Annotated in this window: 16 protein-coding genes; 5 read left to right on the top strand and 11 right to left on the bottom strand. The window is 71.9% G+C overall.

Annotated elements, in window-relative coordinates; all coding sequences use genetic code 11:
- The first annotated feature begins 7 nt into the window (after window positions 1–7).
- A complete protein-coding gene (locus C1703_RS37800) occupies window positions 8–1,015 on the top strand; it encodes a helix-turn-helix domain-containing protein (protein ID WP_114257056.1) in 1,008 nt (335 codons plus the stop codon).
- A 1-nt stretch (window position 1,016) separates the two neighbouring features.
- Here C1703_RS37800 and C1703_RS37795 read toward each other — a convergent pair whose 3' ends face one another.
- Entirely contained in the window at window positions 1,017–1,676 is a 660-nt protein-coding gene (locus tag C1703_RS37795; RefSeq protein WP_114257055.1) for a TetR/AcrR family transcriptional regulator, read from the bottom strand.
- 145 nt (window positions 1,677–1,821) lie between these two features.
- Between C1703_RS37795 and C1703_RS37790 the strand changes: the two genes are divergently transcribed.
- Window positions 1,822–3,078, top strand: a complete 1,257-nt coding sequence (locus tag C1703_RS37790) for a PQQ-binding-like beta-propeller repeat protein (protein ID WP_114257054.1) — start codon at window positions 1,822–1,824, stop codon at window positions 3,076–3,078.
- Here the strand turns inward: C1703_RS37790 and C1703_RS37785 are convergent.
- Both C1703_RS37785 and C1703_RS37780 read right to left on the bottom strand, forming a co-directional pair.
- Window positions 3,059–4,930, bottom strand: coding sequence for a cellulase family glycosylhydrolase (locus C1703_RS37785; RefSeq protein ID WP_114257798.1), 1,872 nt, complete (start codon window positions 4,928–4,930; stop codon window positions 3,059–3,061). The two genes, C1703_RS37790 and C1703_RS37785, sit on opposite strands and share 20 nt — an antisense overlap.
- 82 nt (window positions 4,931–5,012) lie before the next feature.
- On the bottom strand, window positions 5,013–6,986 hold the full coding sequence (locus tag C1703_RS37780) for a TetM/TetW/TetO/TetS family tetracycline resistance ribosomal protection protein (protein WP_114257053.1): 1,974 nt from the start codon (window positions 6,984–6,986) through the stop codon (window positions 5,013–5,015).
- Window positions 6,987–7,176: 190 nt separating this feature from the next.
- Between C1703_RS37780 and C1703_RS37775 the strand changes: the two genes are divergently transcribed.
- Window positions 7,177–8,283 (top strand): XdhC family protein, encoded by a 1,107-nt coding sequence (locus C1703_RS37775; protein WP_114257052.1) that lies wholly within the window; start codon window positions 7,177–7,179, stop codon window positions 8,281–8,283.
- Window position 8,284: 1 nt separating this feature from the next.
- On the opposite strand, the gene C1703_RS37770 is transcribed toward C1703_RS37775, so the two are convergent.
- Window positions 8,285–9,088: a methyltransferase domain-containing protein gene (locus tag C1703_RS37770; RefSeq protein WP_114257051.1), complete on the bottom strand. Its 804-nt coding sequence runs from the start codon at window positions 9,086–9,088 to the stop codon at window positions 8,285–8,287.
- Window positions 9,089–9,121: 33 nt separating this feature from the next.
- Window positions 9,122–9,631, bottom strand: a complete 510-nt coding sequence (locus C1703_RS37765) for a metallophosphoesterase (RefSeq protein WP_114257050.1) — start codon at window positions 9,629–9,631, stop codon at window positions 9,122–9,124.
- 206 nt (window positions 9,632–9,837) lie between these two features.
- Here C1703_RS37765 and C1703_RS37760 point away from each other — a divergent pair, with 206 nt between their 5' ends.
- Both C1703_RS37760 and rfbC read left to right on the top strand, forming a co-directional pair.
- Window positions 9,838–11,781 (top strand): glycosyltransferase family A protein, encoded by a 1,944-nt coding sequence (locus C1703_RS37760; RefSeq protein WP_114257049.1) that lies wholly within the window; start codon window positions 9,838–9,840, stop codon window positions 11,779–11,781.
- A 4-nt stretch (window positions 11,782–11,785) separates the two neighbouring features.
- Complete coding sequence (gene rfbC / locus C1703_RS37755) at window positions 11,786–12,391, top strand: dTDP-4-dehydrorhamnose 3,5-epimerase (protein ID WP_114257048.1); 606 nt, start codon at window positions 11,786–11,788, stop codon at window positions 12,389–12,391.
- Window positions 12,392–12,482: 91 nt separating this feature from the next.
- Here the strand turns inward: rfbC and C1703_RS37750 are convergent, their stop codons facing one another.
- The 6 genes from C1703_RS37750 to C1703_RS37725 form a co-directional block, all read right to left on the bottom strand.
- A complete protein-coding gene (locus C1703_RS37750; RefSeq protein WP_114257047.1) occupies window positions 12,483–13,286 on the bottom strand; it encodes a class I SAM-dependent methyltransferase in 804 nt (267 codons plus the stop codon).
- Window positions 13,273–14,160, bottom strand: a complete 888-nt coding sequence (gene rfbD, locus C1703_RS37745; protein WP_114257046.1) for a dTDP-4-dehydrorhamnose reductase — start codon at window positions 14,158–14,160, stop codon at window positions 13,273–13,275. Before rfbD ends, C1703_RS37750 begins: the two co-directional genes overlap by 14 nt.
- A complete protein-coding gene (rfbB, locus tag C1703_RS37740; RefSeq protein ID WP_114257045.1) occupies window positions 14,157–15,137 on the bottom strand; it encodes a dTDP-glucose 4,6-dehydratase in 981 nt (326 codons plus the stop codon). The genes rfbD and rfbB overlap by 4 nt, the downstream gene beginning before the upstream one ends.
- A complete protein-coding gene (locus tag C1703_RS37735) occupies window positions 15,134–16,201 on the bottom strand; it encodes a glucose-1-phosphate thymidylyltransferase (protein WP_114257044.1) in 1,068 nt (355 codons plus the stop codon). The genes rfbB and C1703_RS37735 overlap by 4 nt, the downstream gene beginning before the upstream one ends.
- A 104-nt stretch (window positions 16,202–16,305) precedes the next feature.
- Window positions 16,306–16,479 (bottom strand): hypothetical protein, encoded by a 174-nt coding sequence (locus tag C1703_RS37730; protein ID WP_198678386.1) that lies wholly within the window; start codon window positions 16,477–16,479, stop codon window positions 16,306–16,308.
- Window positions 16,480–16,669: 190 nt separating this feature from the next.
- Entirely contained in the window at window positions 16,670–17,089 is a 420-nt protein-coding gene (locus C1703_RS37725) for a CBS domain-containing protein (protein ID WP_031117822.1), read from the bottom strand.
- Window positions 17,090–17,101 lie beyond the last annotated feature (12 nt).

Raw genomic sequence — 17,101 nt, 5'->3', positions numbered from 1 at the left:
TCGGGGCATGAGTGCCGGTTCCGTGGCCGTGGTGGTCACCGAGGAGATCGGGGTCCCCTCGTGGGACCTGTACGAACTGAGCATCCCCTGCACGGTGTTCGGCAAGCCGCAGCCCGATCTCGCCGATCCCTGGTACGAGCTGAAGCTGTGCGGGGTCGGGACCGAGGAGGCGAACGGCCACGGGCTGAGTCTGCGCACGCCCTACGGGCTGGACGACCTGGTCGGCGCCGACACGGTCGTCGTGCCGTCGGTGCCCGACCCGTGCGTCGAGGAGGGCAGGCCGCTGCCGCCGGAGCTGATCGACGCCCTGCGCCGGGCCCATGAGGCGGGTGCCCGCATGGTGTCGCTGTGCACCGGCGCCTTCGCGCTCGCCGAGGCCGGACTGCTGGACGGGCGGCGCGCCACCGCCCACTGGATGCACACCGCCCAACTCGCCGAGCGCTACCCGAAGGTGGAGGTCGACGCGTCGGTGCTGTACGTGGACGAGGGTGACGTCCTCACCAGCGCCGGGCTCACCGCCGGCCTCGATCTGTGCCTGCACCTGGTGCGGCGCGACCTCGGCGCGCACGTCGCCAACCAGCTGGCGCGCCGCATGGTGGTGCCCGCGCACCGGCCGGGCGGGCAGGCGCAGTTCATCGAGCTGTCGGTGCCGGCCCGGGACGACGAGGGACTGGCCCCCGTCCTCGCCTGGGCGCGGGCCCACCTGGACCGGCCGCTGACCGTCGCCGACCTGGCCCGCCGGGCCGCGATGAGCCCGCGCACGTTCTACCGGCGCCTCCAGGCGGCCACCGGCACCACGCCGCTCCAGTGGCTCCTGGACCAGCGGCTCGGGCGCGCCCGGTCCCTGCTGGAGTCCACGGACCTGCCGATCGAGAAGGTCGGCGAGCTCAGCGGACTCGGCACGGCCAACAACCTCCGGCACCACTTCCTCAAGCACCTCGGCGTGTCGCCCGGGGACTACCGGCGGGCCTTTCCCGGGGCCGGGGCGAGCGGGCCCGGGCCGGGCCGGGTCTGACTCAGTCCCGCGGGCTCCAGCCCGGCGGCCACAGGATGCCCAGCAGCTGCCGCACCAGTTCGTCGACGACCTCGTCCAGCGTCGCGTCCACCCAGCCCGCGCTCCAGTCGTGCAGCAGGCCGTTGACGCTGCCGATGAAGCCCGTCGCCGCGAGGCGGTAGTCGCGCGGGGCCGCCTCCCCGCGCGCGGCGGCCGCGTCGGCCTCGGCGCAGATGAGGTCGACCCAGCCGGCGCGGCGGGCGAGCCGCTGCTCCTCCAGGCGCGGGCTGACGCCGATGACCTCGACGAAGGTGATGCGGATCCGGCGCGGATCGGCGGCGACGTTCCCGGCGTAGGCGCGGAAGATCGCCGTGGCGCGCTCGACCAGCGGCAGGTCCGCCGCGCCGGCGGCGGCTTCCAGCACCGCCGCCTCGGCCCAGTCGTTGACCTGGAGGTGCAGCGCGGCGAGCACGTCCTCCAGGGTGCGGAACTCCTCGTAGAACTGACGGGTGGACAGCCCGGCGGCCTCGCTGAGCGCCGCGACCGTGGTGGCGCGGAAGCCGGGGGTGTCGCCGAACAGGTGGAGCGCGGCGTCCAGGAACCTCCGGCGCCGCTCCGCCTGCCGCTCCTCGGCGGTCTTGCCGCCGTAGCGGCCGGTCGGCGCTCTGAGTCTGCCCGGCACCGGCTCTCCCTTCCTCGTTCGAACACCAATTTTGTCGTGCACGCGGTCTTGTGGAGAAGGCCACCCCTTCCTTACTTTGCAGTAAGTTGACTCTGAAAGCACGTGTGTTCAGATTCCTCACCCCACCGCAGAGGAGGGATCAGCCATGCCCGTCTTCCGACGACGGCACCTGTGCTCCCTGGGCGCCGCCCTCGCCCTGACCGCCACCGTCCCCGCGACCACTGCCCAGGCGGCCGCCCCGGGCGCCTCCGCCGCGTTGCGCGAGGTGATGTTCGTGGGCAACAACTGGGACGGCACCGCCGATGTCATCAGATCGACCGGTGACTTCGGGAAGATCGGCCGGATCGACGTCATCCCCGACAAGGACCAGCGGATGGCGGAGATCAACGCCGATCCGATCAAGTGGATCTACTTCATGGCGATCCGCAACAGCGTCGGCGAGGGCCACGACCAGTTCGTCGACGACATGTACTCCACGCCGGACGGCGGCTCCATGGTCGTCTCCCGGCCGAGCTTCGCCGATGTCGTGTCCATCGATCTGGCCACCGGCGACATCAACTGGCGCTTCCCCGTGTCCGGTTACCGCTCCGACCACATGGCCGTCTCCCCCGACGGCAAGCGGGTCGCGGTGTCGGCGTCCACCTCCAACACGGTGCACGTGCTGGACATCGTCACCGGCAAGGAGCTGGGCAGGTTCGCCACCGGCGACAAGCCGCACGAGAACATCTTCACCCAGGACGGCAAGTACATCTACAACATGGCGATCGGCGACGTGAACACGCAGACCGACGCCCCGTGGCTGGACTGGACGAAGGGCGACCGGCGCATCACGGTCGTCGACGCCACGACGTACAAGCAGGTCAAGGTCATCGACATGCGTCCGCGACTGGACGCGCTCGGCCTCAAGGACTACTCCGACGCGGTGCGCCCGGCCGTGTTCTCGCCGGACGAGTCGAAGCTGTACTTCCAGGTGTCGTTCTTCAACGGCTTCCTCGAGTACGACCTCGCCGCCGACAAGATCACCCGCACCAAGACCCTGCCGAAGAACCCGGCGACCAGCGACGATCGCACCACGTTCGTCAACGACTCGCGCCACCACGGCATCTCGATGAGCCCGGACGGCAGGAAGCTGTGCGTCGCGGGGACCATGGACGACTACGCCACGGTCGTCGACCGCGCCACCCTCCAGGAGGGCCCGCTCGTCACCGCCGCCAAGCCCTACTGGGCCACGGTCAGCGGTGACGGCAAGTCCTGCGTGGTCTCCGAGAGCGGCACCGACCAGGTCACGGCCATCGACTTCGCCACCGGCAAGAAGGTCGTGTCCGTCCCGGTCGGTGACCACCCGCAGCGCGTCCGGCTCGGCAAGGTGCCGGCCGACTGGACTAGCCCGTCCGCCGGTTGACCTCCTTCGCCGCCCACGCCGCCAGTTCGGAGCGGGCCGCGGCGAGGAGATCCGCCGAGGGAGCCGTCGCCCCGTTGGTCACCAGCGCGTAGTGCAGGACCCCCGAGTCCGGCGCGGTGAGCAGCAGGCGGCGGCTTCCCGTGCCACCGGGCTCCTGCGCCACGCCGACCGGGGTCGTCGAGGTGTAGGCCGGTGGGCCGTGGACCGTGCCCAGGTCGGAGACGACCGTGGTGGAGGCGGTCGGGAAGCTCGCCGGCAGGTGCAGTTCGGTCGGCGCCGGGCCGCCGTCCGAGCGCCACAGCAGCAGCCCGTACTGCCCGGACCCCACCAGCCGCTGCACGTTCGGCAGCGAGCTCGGTACCGGGTTCCAGGTCAGGGTCGTCGAGCCGTCCCGGGAGCGGTCCTCGTAGGTGAAGCCGACGGTCGTGCCGGCCGTGGCGCTCGGGTAGAGGCGGTCCAGGAGCCGGGCGTCCTGGCGCAGCACGGGCTTGCCCGCGTCGTCGAGGCGTACGGCGGACAGGTCCTCGTCGTTCCAGGCGTCGCCCTCGGTGAGGACCTTGTCGGGGTTGCCGTTCATCAGCTCGCGATGGCGGCCGTGGTAGATGTCCCACTGCCACTGCGAGCCGGAGAGCACCGGTCCCGAGGCCGCCGGGTCGGACCACCAGTCGGCGCCCTTCACGCGGGAGTCGAGGGCCTGGTACATCGCCTTGAGGACCGTGGGCGCCTTGTCTGAGACGTTGCCGGCCAGCGGGTGTCCGAACTCGCTGACCACGGCGGCCGTCCGCGCGGCGGCGGCCCGGTCGCGGACCGTGCGGAAGTCGCCCGCGTACTGGCCGTCGGCCGCCTTGCCCCACATGAAGACGCCGGAGATGGCCTTCTGGTCGTAGAAGTGGGTGTTGAAGACGTAGCGGGGTCCGAGCTTGCCGGCGTCCAGCAGGCCGCCCTCCTGCTTCTGGAAGTCGAGGTTGGCGTTCCAGAAGAGGTTCGGCTCCACGAAGGCGGGCTTGTCACGCCAGCCGGCCGCGTCCATGCGGGCGCGGAACTTCTCGTAGAACGGCCACAGCACGTCCTTCTCCCAGGCGCGGCTGGTCTGCCCGGAGTCGTAGACGCCCGCGTGCGGCTCGTTGTAGGGGTCGAAGCCCGCGACGCCCTTGAACTGGTCGGCGCTCAGGTGCTGTTGAACGTAGGCCATGGTCTTCTGCGCGGTGGCGAGGAACGCGTCCTGCACGCCGTGCGCGTTGTGCCAGAAGTCGTAGGAGGCTCGCTTCACGGCCTCGTTCTGGGTGATGTTCTGCCCCCAGAAGAGGCAGATGCCGCAGGACTCGTCGGGATAGTTCCCGGCGTCCACCGCCCACTTGGGGGCGCCGTCGCCCGTGTACCAGCTGTCGGCGTCGAACAGGTAGCGGGAGTAGAGGTCCTGGTGGAAGTCGGGGTAGACGCGGATGCCGGCGTCGAGGAAGGCCTTCATCTGGTCGGTGGCGGCGGCGAGATAGGCCGTGTCCACCTGGCCGCGCTCGGGCTCGGCGTACGCCCAGGAGAGCAGGAAGCGGACGGTGTTGCCGCCGCCGAGGGCACGCAGCGCGGTCGCGGACTTGCGGGCGTCGGCGACGGAGGCGAAGGGCAGGCCCTTGTTCTCGGCGAGCTTGGTCTCGCCGGAGACGTTGTAGCCGCGCAGTACGACCTCGCGGCCGTGGGCGTCGGTGAAGCGGCCGTTCCGCACGGTGACGGTCGGGTCGTCGAACCAGAGGGAGCCGGGAGGGGGCGCGGCGGTGGCGGGCGGGACGCCCGCCACCGAGACGGAGCCGAAGAGGACAGCCAGGACAACCAGCAGACGCAGTCGGATAGTCGGCATGTCCACTACAGTCCGGCGATATCAGGACACCGTCAACACCCCTGACTCCGGAGTAAGTTCCCTCTCGGCCAGCGCGCACACCTCAGCCGCCCACTCTTCGTGTCACGTTCAACAAGTACTCCTTCCTGTTCAGGGGGTTGTGGTCGGTGCGCGGACGTTCGGGGACCGTGCCGTGCGTAACTGGCGCATAGTGTGCGAAGGCGCTCTCCAGCTCGCCCTCGCCCCGGGTGAGCCCGGGCAGCCGCTGTTCGAGGCTGTGCACCCGGGCCGCCGGCACGGTGCCTTCGAGGACGCAGACGTCCCCCTGGTTCCGCGTCGTCTCGGGTACGGCCGCGAGCCCGGCCAGGACCGGCAGCAGGGCGCCGAGGGTGTCGGCCGGGGCCTCGACGCGGAAGCGGTGCATCGGTTCGTGCACCCGGGTCCCGGCCCGCCGCAGCGCCTCGACGAGCACCAGCGGCGTCAGGCCGCGGAAGTCCGCCCCGGTGCTCGACATGCTCTTGTCGAAGCCCTGGTGGGCGTGGCTCTGGCGGGGCGAGTAGCCGCTGTGCGTCATGGTGACCACGCAGTCGGGGATCCGCCAGCCGTGCAGCCCCTGGTCGAGGGTCTCGCGCACGGTCTCCTCGACGGCCTTGAAGAAGGCGTACGGCATCGAGCCGAGCTCCACCTCCAGCCGGAAGTCGATGCCCGACCCGGCCGGTGCGGGCTCGACGCGCAGACCGACCGTCGCGAGGAACGGGTTGCCGTCCTTCTGGTTGAACTCCACGGCCTGTCCGGTGCCGACGAGCCGTTCGACGCACAGCGGCGTGGTCTCGCGGAAGGTGACGTGGAGGCCGTACTCGTCGGCGAGGGTGGCCTGGACGACCTCCTTCTGCACCTCGCCGTAGAGGGAGACGGAGGTCTCCTGCCGGCGTTCGTCGTGGCGCAGGCCGATCAGCGGGTCCTGTTCGGCGAGGTGGGTGAGCGCGAGGTGGAGCGCTCCCCGGTGCGCGTCCGGGCCGGGGACGACGACCGTCTCCAGGGTGGGCGGGGCGAAGACGTGCTCGTACGTCTTGCGGGGTGCGCCGAGCGCGTCGCCGATCCTGATGTCGCCGAGGCCGGTGAGGCGGGCGATCTGGCCGGCGACGACCGCGTCAGCGGGAGCGGCCGTGCCGTGGGCGAAGACGCTGATCCCGGTGATGCGGCGCTCGGTCCCGTCATCTCCGCAGGGGATCCGGTCGCGGGTGCGCAGGGTGCCGGAGAACATCCGGGCGTAGGCGACCCTCTCCCCCGCCGGGCCCCGCTCGACCTTGAACACGGTGGCCGAGACCGGCCCGTCCGCGTCCCCCTCGGCCGGCGGCAGCAGTGCCTCGACACCGGCCAGGAGCGCGTCGACGCCGGCGCCCGTGGCGGCGGAGCCGAAGTAGACCGGGTGGACCAGGGCCTGGCGGGTCTGCGCGGCGAGGGCCCGGTGCAGCAGGGTGTCCGTGACGGTGTCCTCGACGTACGCGGACAGCAGCGTGTCGTCGTGGTCGGCGAGGACGTCCAGCGCGGCGGCCGGTCCGGGCCCGGGGACGAAGCGGGCCGCACGCGTGCCGAGGCCGGTGACGGTCCCCATCGGCACGATCGCGGGGGTCAGCCGGGCCGAGATGCCCCGCAGCACCTCCTCGTGGCCCGCCCCGCGCCGGTCGATCTTGTTGACGAAGAGCAGGGTCGGGATGCCCAGCCGACGCAGCGTCCGCATCAGCACCCGCGTCTGGGCCTGCACCCCTTCGACGGCGGAGACGACCAGGACGACGCCGTCCAGCACGCCGAGCACGCGCTCCACCTCGGCGATGAAGTCCGGGTGACCGGGTGTGTCGATGAGGTTGACCGTCACACCGTCGAGCGGGAACGAGACGACGGCGGACTTGATGGTGATGCCGCGCTGCCGCTCCAGTGCGAGGGTGTCGGTGCGGGTGCTGCCGTCGTCGACGCTGCCGATCTCGTCGATCACCCCGGCCGAATGGAGCAGCCGCTCGGTCAGGCTGGTCTTACCGGCGTCGACATGGGCGAGGATTCCAAGGTTGAGCATGTGCACGAAGCGTCATGTCCTTCGGAGAGGGGGCTGTTCCTGCCTGGGGGGACATGAACGCAGTGCGCATCCGGAACTCCTCGGGACTCGGGGACGTCGCTGTCCCGTGCAGTGCAGCAGACGGGCCCGGGAGTCACAACGGAATTAACCGCCGCCGGGGTACCCGGGCGGGTGCGTGCAAGGAGAGGAGCGGCTCGTGCGTGACGTTCTCCCGGTGCTCGGCCGCTGGTACGCGGCCGGGCTCCCGTTCGGCCTCGCCACGGTCGTGGAGGTCAGCCGCAGCGCGCCGCGCGACCCGGGTGCGGCGATGGCGGTGGGCCCGGACGACGAGGTCGTGGGCAGTGTGTCCGGGGGCTGTGTCGAGGGCGCGGTGTTCGAGCTGGCGCAGGAGGCCGTGGCGAGCGGCGAGGCCCGGCTGGAGACCTTCGGCTACAGCGACGAGGACGCCTTCGCCGTCGGTCTGACCTGCGGTGGGGAGATCACGGTGCTCGTGCGTCCCGTGACGCCCGGGCTGGATCCGGCGTTCGGCGCGGTCGCCGACTCGGTCGCGGCGGGCGAGCCGGTGACGGTGGCCACGGTGACCGGCGGTCCGGCGCGGCGCGGGGCGTCGCTGGCCGTCTGGCCGGACCGGGTCTCGGGCACGCTCGGCGCGAGCGGCCTGGACGCGGCCGTCACCGCCGACGCGCGCGGCGAGCTCGCCCTGGGCGCCACCGGCCTGCGGCACTACGGGCCCGAGGGGCAGCGCCGCGAGGACTCCGTCGGCGTCTTCCTGCAGTCGTTCGCGCCGCCGCCCCGGATGCTGGTGTTCGGCGCGATCGACTACGCGGCGGCCGTGGCCCGCATCGGGGACTTCCTCGGCTACCGGGTCACCGTCTGCGACGCCCGCCCGGTGTTCGCGACGCCCCGGCGCTTCCCCGAGGGCGTCGAGGTGGTCGCCGAGTGGCCGCACCGCTATCTGCGCGACACGGACACCGACGAGCGCACGGTGATCTGCGTGCTCACGCACGACCCCAAGTTCGACGTGCCGCTGCTGACCGAGGCGCTGCGCCGCCCGGCCGCCTACATCGGGGCGATGGGCAGCCGCCGTACCCACGACGACCGGGCGAGGCGGCTGGCCGAGGCGGGACTCGGGCGGCACGAGCTGTCCCGGCTGCGTTCACCGGTCGGGCTCGACCTCGGCGCCCGGACGCCCGAGGAGGTGGCGGTGTCGGTCGCGGCCGAGATCGTGGCGCTGCGCTGGGGAGGCACCGGCGCCCCGCTGACCGTGACGGAGGGAGCGGTGCATCCGCCCCGGCCCCGCTGAATCAGGCGTCGAAGGGCTTGCGGCCCCACGCGGAGATCATCGGCGAGGTGGCGAGGTCAAGGCGTCCCGCCTCGACGGCGGCGAGGTGCCGCTCGATCTCCTCGTCGGTGGCCAGGCCCGCGGCGACGAGCTTGTCCCGCACCTGCCGGACGGTGGCGGCCTCCAGGACGTCGCAGGCGGGCGAGGTGATCGGGAAGTGGGCGTCGGCCTCGACGCCGACGAGGCCGGCCTCGCGCAGCAGCCGCGGCAGTCGGCGTCCGTAGGCGAGGTCGGCGCCGCGCCGCCGCAGCAGTTCGCGGAAGCCTGCGCGGAGCCGGTTGGCCAGTTCCTGCTCGGGGCCGTGCTCGTCGGGACAGATCAGCGGTTGCAGCGCGGGGTCGGCGTCCTCCAGCAGCAGCCATCCGCCGGGGCGCAGCGCCTGGACCATGGCGCGCAGCGCGGCGTCGCGTTCGGCGACGTGGACCAGGACGAGACGGGCGTGCACCAGGTCGAAGGGACCGGCCGGAGGGGCGTCGCGGCCGACGTCGTGGCGGAGTACCTCGACCCCCTCGGTGGCGGCCGTGCCGGTCCAGGACACGTCGATGTCGGTGGCGAGCACCCGCCCGGACGGCCCGACGCGCTCGCGGAGCCAGGCGGCCACGCTCGGCCCGCCGGCGCCGACCTCCCAGCACCGCCATCCCTCGGCGATGCCGACCGCCTCGACGTGCCGGAACGTGGAGGCGTCGAACAGGGCGGCCAGCGCGTCGAAACGGGTTCCGGCCTCGGCCTGCCGGTTGTCCAGGAGGTACTGCTCGTCCCGACTCATGGGCCGATCATGTCACGGCCGTCTCTGCGGCGATCAGCGCGGTGGGCGGGGCGGCAGCCGGTGCAGTTCCACGTCGCTGAGCCGGCCGTCGGCGACGGTGGCGGTCAGGTACGTGCAGTGCGGCTGCCGGCGGCGGTCGGTCGGCGAACCGGGGTTGAGCAGCCGCAGGCCGGTGGGCGCGGTGGTGTCCCAGGGGATGTGGCTGTGGCCGAAGACCAGCACGTCGAGGTCGGGGAAGCGGGCGGCGCAGCGCCGCTCGCGGCCCTGGGCGGGGCCCGTCTCGTGGATCACGCCGAAGCGCAGCCCGCCCAGTTCCGCGTACGCCACCTCGGGCAGCCGGGCGCGCAGGTCCGGCCCGTCGTTGTTGCCGTACACGGCGACGAGTCTGCGGGAGCGGGCCTCCAGCAGGTCGAGGGTGGCCGTGTCGACCCAGTCGCCGGCGTGGAAGACGACGTCGGCCCGCGGCAGTTCGGCCAGCAGAGGGGCGGGCAGTTCCCTGGCCCGCTTGGGCAGGTGGGTGTCGGACATGAGGAGCAGGCGCACGACCTCAGCCTAGAGCCCGGCCGCCGCTCCGCACCGCACCCTGCTTGACCGCGAACAGATAGACAGGGCAGCCCAGTTGCCCCGCGCGGGATGATCACGGCCCGGTCTCGAAAGGTGAGGAGACATCGCCGACCGGGTTAGCATCGGGCAACGCGCGGTACAACAGGACGTCTACGGCGAGCGACCCGAAGGGGCCCGGAAACCCGATGCCGGTCAAGGTCAGCGTCATCATCCCCGTCTACAACCCGGGGATCTACATCGAGGACTGCATCTCCTCGCTGCAGCGGCAGTCGCTGCCTCCCGACGAGTACGAGGTGATCTTCGTCGACGACGGCTCGACCGACGAGACCCCGGCCCGGCTCGACCGGCTCGCCGCCGAGGACCCCCGGATGAAGGTCATCCACCAGGAGAACTCCGGCTGGTCGGGCAAGCCCCGCAACGTCGGCATCGAGGCCTCCCGCGGCGAGTTCGTCATGTTCGTCGACAACGACGACTACCTGGGCGACGAGGCCCTGGAGCGGATGTACGAGTACGGCGTGGCCAACGGCGCCGACGTGATCGTGGGCAAGATGGCCGGCAAGGGCCGCGGGGTGCCGGTGGAGCTGTTCCGCCGCAACCACCCGCGGGCCACGGTCTCGAACGCCCCGCTCATCGACAGCCTCACCCCGCACAAGATGATCCGCCGGGCCTTCCTGGACCGCATCGGCCTGCGCTTCCCCGAGGGCAGGCGGCGGCTGGAGGACCACGTCTTCATCGCCGAGGCGTATCTGCGCGCGGAGAACGTCTCCGTGCTCAGCGACTACGTCTGCTACTACCACCTGCGGCGGGACGACGGCTCCAACGCCGGCTTCGAGCGCTTCGATCCCGTCGGCTACTTCAAGAACCTCCGCGAGGCCCTCGACGTCGTCGAGCGCTACACCGAGCCCGGCCCGGTGCGCGACAAGCTCTTCCGGCGCTGGCTGCGGGTGGAGATGGTCGAGCGGCTGCGGGCCCGGCGTTTTCTGAACCTGCCGGACGACTACCGCCGGGAGCTGTTCGCGGAGATCCACGAGGTCGTCGTCGAGCGCTTCGGCCCCGGTGTGGCGGCCGGTCTGCAGCCGACGCAGCAGGTCGTCGCCGCGCTGACGGCGGCCGACCGGTACGACGACGTGGTGTCCTTCGCCCAGTGGGAGGCGGGACTCGCCCCGCGGGCGACCCCCGGCGAGGTGGAGTGGCGGGAGGGCTCCCTGCGGGTCTCCTTCACGGCCGAGTACCTCTCCGGCGGCGAGCCGATGGCCTTCCCCGCCGACGCCGAGGCGACGCCGCTGACCGACGCGCCGAAGGACGTGCCGGAGGCGGTGGCGTGGGTGTCCTCCGAGACCGCCGCGCGCTTCGGGCAGGCCACGGCCGATCTGCTGCTGCGGGAACGCTCCAGCGCCGCGCAGTACTTCCAGCCGGTGGAGTTCAGCCGGGAGACCGTGCCCGTCGACGGCGGCGAGGAGGTCCGGCTGGTGCTGCGGGCGACCGCCACCGTCGACCCGGCCGACCTGCCGGGCGACGGTGTCTGGGACGCGGTCGTGCGGGTCAAGCTCGGCGGGTGGACCAAGGAGTGCCGCCTGGGCCCGGCGGCCGGGCCGGACCGGCCCGCCCCCGGGGCGGGTGTCGTCGGCGAGCGCGCGGTCCTGCCGTACTGGACGGACCCGCACGGCAACCTCTCCCTGGAACTGGGTACGCGGAGCAAGCGGCTCGGGCTGGGCGGCGTGCAGTTGGGGGACGTCACGGTCTCCGAGGGAGTGTTCCGGGTGCGGCTTCCCCTGCACGTGCCCGGTGACACGGACGTCCGGCTGAGGTTCGTCTCCTCGAACCGCATCGTCGAGACGCCGGGCACGCTCTCCCCGGGTGCCGAGGGGGCGGGCTCGGTCCTGACGGCCGCGCTGCCCGCCGAGGACCTGTCGAGCGGCAGCTGGCGGGTGGCCCTGTGCCCGACGCCGGGCGCCGACGGGGCCCGCTTCACCGGACTGCCGTTCGCCCTGCGCGCCGGGGACGGGAGCGTCCTCGTGACGCCGGTGTCCGGGCCGGGTGCCGCGCTGCGCCTGGCACGGCGTGCGCGGCGGGTGCTCGGGGCCGCGCGCCGGAAGGTGGTTTCCCGTATCAGGACCGGAGGGCAGTGACAGCATGCGACCACTGGGGATAAAGGGCGCCTGGGTTCTGGAACCCAAGGTCTTCCCGGACGACCGGGGCAGCTTCCACGAGTGGTTCCGGGGTCGGGAGTTCCGCGAGGCCACGGGCCGTGACCTGTCCCTGGCGCAGGCCAACTGCTCGGTCTCCCGGCGGGGCGTGCTGCGCGGTGTGCACTTCGCCGACGTGCCGCCCAGCCAGGCCAAGTACGTCACCTGTGTGCGCGGTGCCGTCCTGGACGTGGTGATCGACATCCGCGTGGGCTCGCCCACGTACGGCACGTGGGAGGCGGCCCGGCTCGACGACGACACCCGGCACGCGGTGTTCCTCTCGGAGGGCCTGGGCCACGCCTTCATGGCCCTGACCGACGACGCGACGGTGGTGTACCTCTGCTCGGAGGGCTACGCCCCGGACCGCGAGCACGGCATCCACCCGCTCGACCCGGCCCTGGGCATCGAGTGGCCCGAGGGGATCACCCCGATCCTCTCCCCCAAGGACGAGCAGGCCCCGACCCTGGCGGAGGCGGAACGGCAGGGCCTGCTGCCGTCGTACGAGGCGTGCCTGGCGTACGACGAGGAGCTGCGGCGCGGCACGGGCGCCTGAAGCCCCGCCGGCAGCCGAAGAGGCAGATCACCGAGGACGCCGAAGGCCCGGACGCGCACAGCGTCCGGGCCTTCGGCGTGCCTGGCTCGGGTCAGCGGCTGACGCCGACCTGCTGCAGGGCCTTGCGCAGGGGCTCCCAGCCCACGGAGCGGGGCAGGCCCCGGTTGCGGGCCTGGACGAGGGCGCGCCAGAAGCCCGCCTCCAGCAGCGCCTCGGGGCGCACGGCACCGGCCCGTTCCAGGATGGCCTCGGGGACCTTCTGCGGGTCGGGCACCTTGTACTCGGCCATGATCTCGTCGTACTTGTCGTGCAGGACCCGGTTGTTCGGGTCGGCGCCGAAGACGACCAGCTGGCCGGTGGGGGCGGTGTCCACCTGCACCGTGACGAGGTCGGGGCGGTAGCGCGCCAGAACCTCGATGATCTTGTAGACGTCGCCGGTCCACGCGTTGGTGTGCCGGTCCCGGGCCGCCTCGTCGACGCTGCGCGGCAGCATGTCGTCGAAGACGATCACGCTCGACCAGTCGGAGTGCTTCTCGACGTTCATGAAGTCGCGCAGGGCGAACTCGAACAGGTGCATACCGTCGATGAAGGAGAGGTCGAGCGTGGTGCGGCGCCAGTAGCCGAAGGGGCTGCGGCCGCGGCGCAGGTTGCGCAGCGGGTGGCGGCCGCCCTTCAGGTGCTGCAGGGGGTTGTCGCGGGCGAAGAAGTCGTCACTGGTGGCCTTCACCAGGTGGACGTCGCACTTCAGCTCCGAGACCACCTTGAAGGCGGGGTCGATCGCGATGCTGGGGACGCGGGACAGACGCAGACTGCGGCCGTCGTTGACGCCGATCTCCAGGTAGTTGCGATTGGCGCTGACCTTGTGCAGTTCCCGGAGGAACTCATGGCGTTTCACGAAGAGGACCTTCCTTGCGGATGCGGGGCAGTGCTTCGTGCAGGGCGGAGCGCCAGTCGCGCGGCAGCGGCAGGCCGATCTCCTGCCACCGGCGGTGTGCGAGGGCGCTGTACGCCGGGCGGGGCGCGGGCCGGGGGAAGGCCGCGCTGCTGGTGGGGCGCACCCGGTCCGGGTCGGCGCCGAGCAGGGAGAACACCTCTCGGGCCAGCTCGTACCAGGTGGCCTCACCGGAGCTGGTGGCGTGGAAGACGCCGTGCGCGTCGGGACCGAGCCGGGGGCCGAGGTCGGCGATCCGCTCGGCGACGTCCGCGCTCCAGGTGGGCTGCCCGCGCTGGTCGTCGACGACGTCGACGGTGTCGCGGCGGGCTTCGAGACCGATCATGGTCCGCACGAAGTTAGCGCCGTGGACCCCGTAGAGCCAAGCCGTGCGCACGACCGCGCTCGCCCCGGGCAGCTCTTCGAGCACGGCCCGCTCCCCGGCCAGCTTGGTGCGGCCGTAGGCGGTGCGCGGGCCCGTCGGGTGGTCCTCCGGGTAGGGGGCGGTGCGGGCCTCGCCGTCGAAGACGTAGTCCGTGGAGACGTGGACCAGGCGGGCGCCGTGTGCGGCGCAGGCCCGGGCGAGCAGGCGCGGGCCGTCGCCGTTGATCTCCCGTGCGCGGGCCTCGTCGGTCTCGGCGTCGTCGACGGCCGTGTAGGCGGCGCAGTTGACGACGAGGTCGGGGCGGTGCTCCCGCACGGCCGCGTCGACGGCCTCGGGGCGGGTGATGTCGAGGGCGGCGCGGTCGAGGCCCGCGACGGTCTCGCCCCGCCGGGTGAGTTCGTCGACGACGTCCCGGCCGAGCATCCCGCCCGCTCCGGTGATCAGCCACCTCATGCGCGCTCCTGGGCGACGCGCCGCTTCAGGGGCTCCCACCAGGCGCGGTTGTCGCGGTACCAGGCGACGGTCTCGGCGAGGCCGGTGGTGAAGTCGTGGCGGGGGCGGTAGCCGAGTTCGTCGCGGGCCTTGGACCAGTCGACGGAGTAGCGCAGGTCGTGGCCCTTGCGGTCCTCGACGTACTCGACCCGGTCCCAGTCGGCTCCGCAGGCCTGGAGCAGCAGGCCGGTGAGTTCCTTGTTGGTCAGCTCGGTGCCGCCGCCGATGTTGTAGACCTCGCCGGGCCGGCCCTTGGTGCGGACGAGGTCGACGCCCTGGCAGTGGTCGTCGACGTGCAGCCAGTCGCGGACGTTGCGGCCCTCGCCGTACAGCGGCACCTTGTGCCCGTCGAGGAGGTTGGTGACGAAGAGCGGGATGACCTTCTCGGGGAACTGGTGCGGGCCGTAGTTGTTGGAGCAGCGCGTGACGCGCACGTCCAGGCCGTGGGTGCGGTGGTAGGCGAGGGCGAGCAGGTCGGAGGAGGCCTTGGAGGCGGAGTACGGGGAGTTCGGCTGGAGGGGGTGGGTCTCCGGCCAGGAGCCGGACTCGATGGAGCCGTAGACCTCGTCGGTGGAGACGTGCACGAAGGGGCCCACGCCGTGGCGCAGGGCGGCGTCCAGCAGGGTCTGGGTGCCCAGCACGTTGGTGCGGACGAAGTCGGCGGCGCCGGTGATCGAGCGGTCCACGTGGGACTCGGCGGCGAAGTGCACGACCTGGTCCGCGTCGGCCATGAGCTTGTCGACCAGTTCGGCGTCGCAGATGTCGCCCTGGACGAACTCCAGCCGGGGGTGGGTCAGTTCGAGGTTGTCGAGGGTGCCGGCGTAGGTGAGCTTGTCCAGCACGGTGACGCGTGGCGCGTCGGGTGCGTCCTGGGCGAGGAGTGCGCGGACGTAGCGGGAGCCGATGAACCCGGCGGCGCCGGTGACGAGGAGGTTCATGAAGTGATCTGCACCTTGCTGTGATCTCCGAGGACGAGGCGGTGGGCGCTGGGGACGCTGGGGGCCGGCGTCACCTCGACGTGCCGGCCGATCAGCGAGGACTCGATCCGGCCGACGCCGTGGATCGAGGAGTCCCGCAGCACGATGGAGAACTCGAGTTCGCTGTCGGTGATCCGGCAGTTCTCCGCGACGGAGGTGAAGGGACCGACGTAGGAGTTGCTGACGAGCGTGCCCGAGCCTATGACGGCGGGCCCGACGATACGGGAGTTGACGATCCGCGCGCCCTCTTCCACGACCACCCGCCCGATGGTCTGCGAGGCGTCGTCCACGTCGCCGTCGATGCGGCGCTCCATGCCTTCGAGGACCGTGCGGTTCACCTCGAGCATGTCGCCGACGTTGCCGGTGTCCTTCCAGTAGCCCTTGATGACCGTGGAGCGCACGTCGGCGCGGGAGTCGATCAGGTGCTGGATGGCGTGGGTGATCTCGAGTTCGCCGCGCCAGGAGGGCTCGATGGCGCGGACCGCCTCGTGGATGAGGGGCGTGAACATGTAGACGCCGACCAGCGCGAGGTCGCTCTTCGGCTGGTCGGGTTTCTCCTCCAGGCCGATCACCTGGCCGGACGGGTCGAGTTCGGCGACGCCGAAGGCGCGCGGGTCGGCCACGCGCGTGAGCAGGATCTGGGCGTCGGGCCGGTGTCTGCGGAACTCGTCGACGAGGCCGGTGATGCCGCCGACGATGAAGTTGTCGCCGAGGTACATCACGAAGTCGTCGTCGGCGAGGTAGTCACGGGCGATCAGTACCGCGTGGGCCAGCCCCAAAGGCCGCTCCTGGGGGATGTAGGTGACCTTGAGGCCGAACTTCGACCCGTCACCCACCGCTTCCTCGATCTCCGCGGCCGTGTCCCCGACGATCATCCCCACGTCGGTGATGCCGGCCTCGGCGATCGACTCCAACCCGTAGAAGAGCACGGCCTTGTTGGCCACGGGCACCAGTTGCTTGGCCGACGTGTGGGTGATCGGCCTCAGCCGTGTTCCTGCACCGCCGGACAGCACGAGAGCCTTCATTCAGCTCACCTTAGTCGCCATCCGGCGGATGTGAACATCACTTCTTCTGCTTGTCGACGCGCGTCGTTCCGCGGGATGTCACCGCGCGGCCTTCTGGAGAGCGGTCAGTCCTCGCCCCGGACGATGTTCCACTCCGGTCCGGAGCGCGCGGCTGTGGGGGCGGCCCGGTCCTCCACGGCGGGGAGGCAGGTGCGCAGCGCGGCCTTTCCGCGCAGGCGGCGTGCCTTCGACCAGCCGGTCTCGGGCCGACGGGCGACGGGCTTCTCAGTGGTCTCCATGGACGTCACGACTCATCATCTTCCTTCTGCATCCGCTGCCGTTCGAGTCCCCAGGGGCGAACCGAACAAACCCGGGCCGGGACGCCTGTGCCGCGACGCCCAACTCCCCCGCCCGGCACCGCCGTCAGGGCGACGTACGACGGTCCCGCGCACGGGAAGCGTGCGCGGGACCGTCCGTGGCTGCCGTTCGTCAGGCGTTGGGGCGTGCGGCGCTGATGTCGCCCAGCGCCGACTCCGGGTCGCGTTCCATGGCCAGGTCGCCCAGGGAGACGATGCCCACGGGGCGCCCGTGGTCGACGACCGGGATCCGGCGCACGGAGTGCTCGCGCATCAGCTGCACCGCGTGGATCAGGTCCTCGTCGGGGCCGACGGTGACCAGCTCGTCACTGCACGCGCCGGCCACGGTGGTCCGCTCCGGGTCGCCACCCTTGCTGATCGACCGGACCACCAGGTCGCGGTCGGTGACCACACCGCGCAGATCGTCGCCGTCCGTCACCAGGACGACTCCGAGGTCCTCGTCGCGCATGATGCGCGCCACCTCGGCGACGGAGGTCTGCGGCTCGACGGTGACCGGGTCTCCGGTCATGATGTCGCGGACATGCTGAGCCATGACGTTCCTCTT

It is taken from the genome of Streptomyces sp. Go-475 (assembly GCF_003330845.1).
GTDB lineage: Bacteria > Actinomycetota > Actinomycetes > Streptomycetales > Streptomycetaceae > Streptomyces.
Note: the sequence above shows the minus strand (reverse complement) of the source record. Positions and strands in the feature narration are given on the sequence as shown.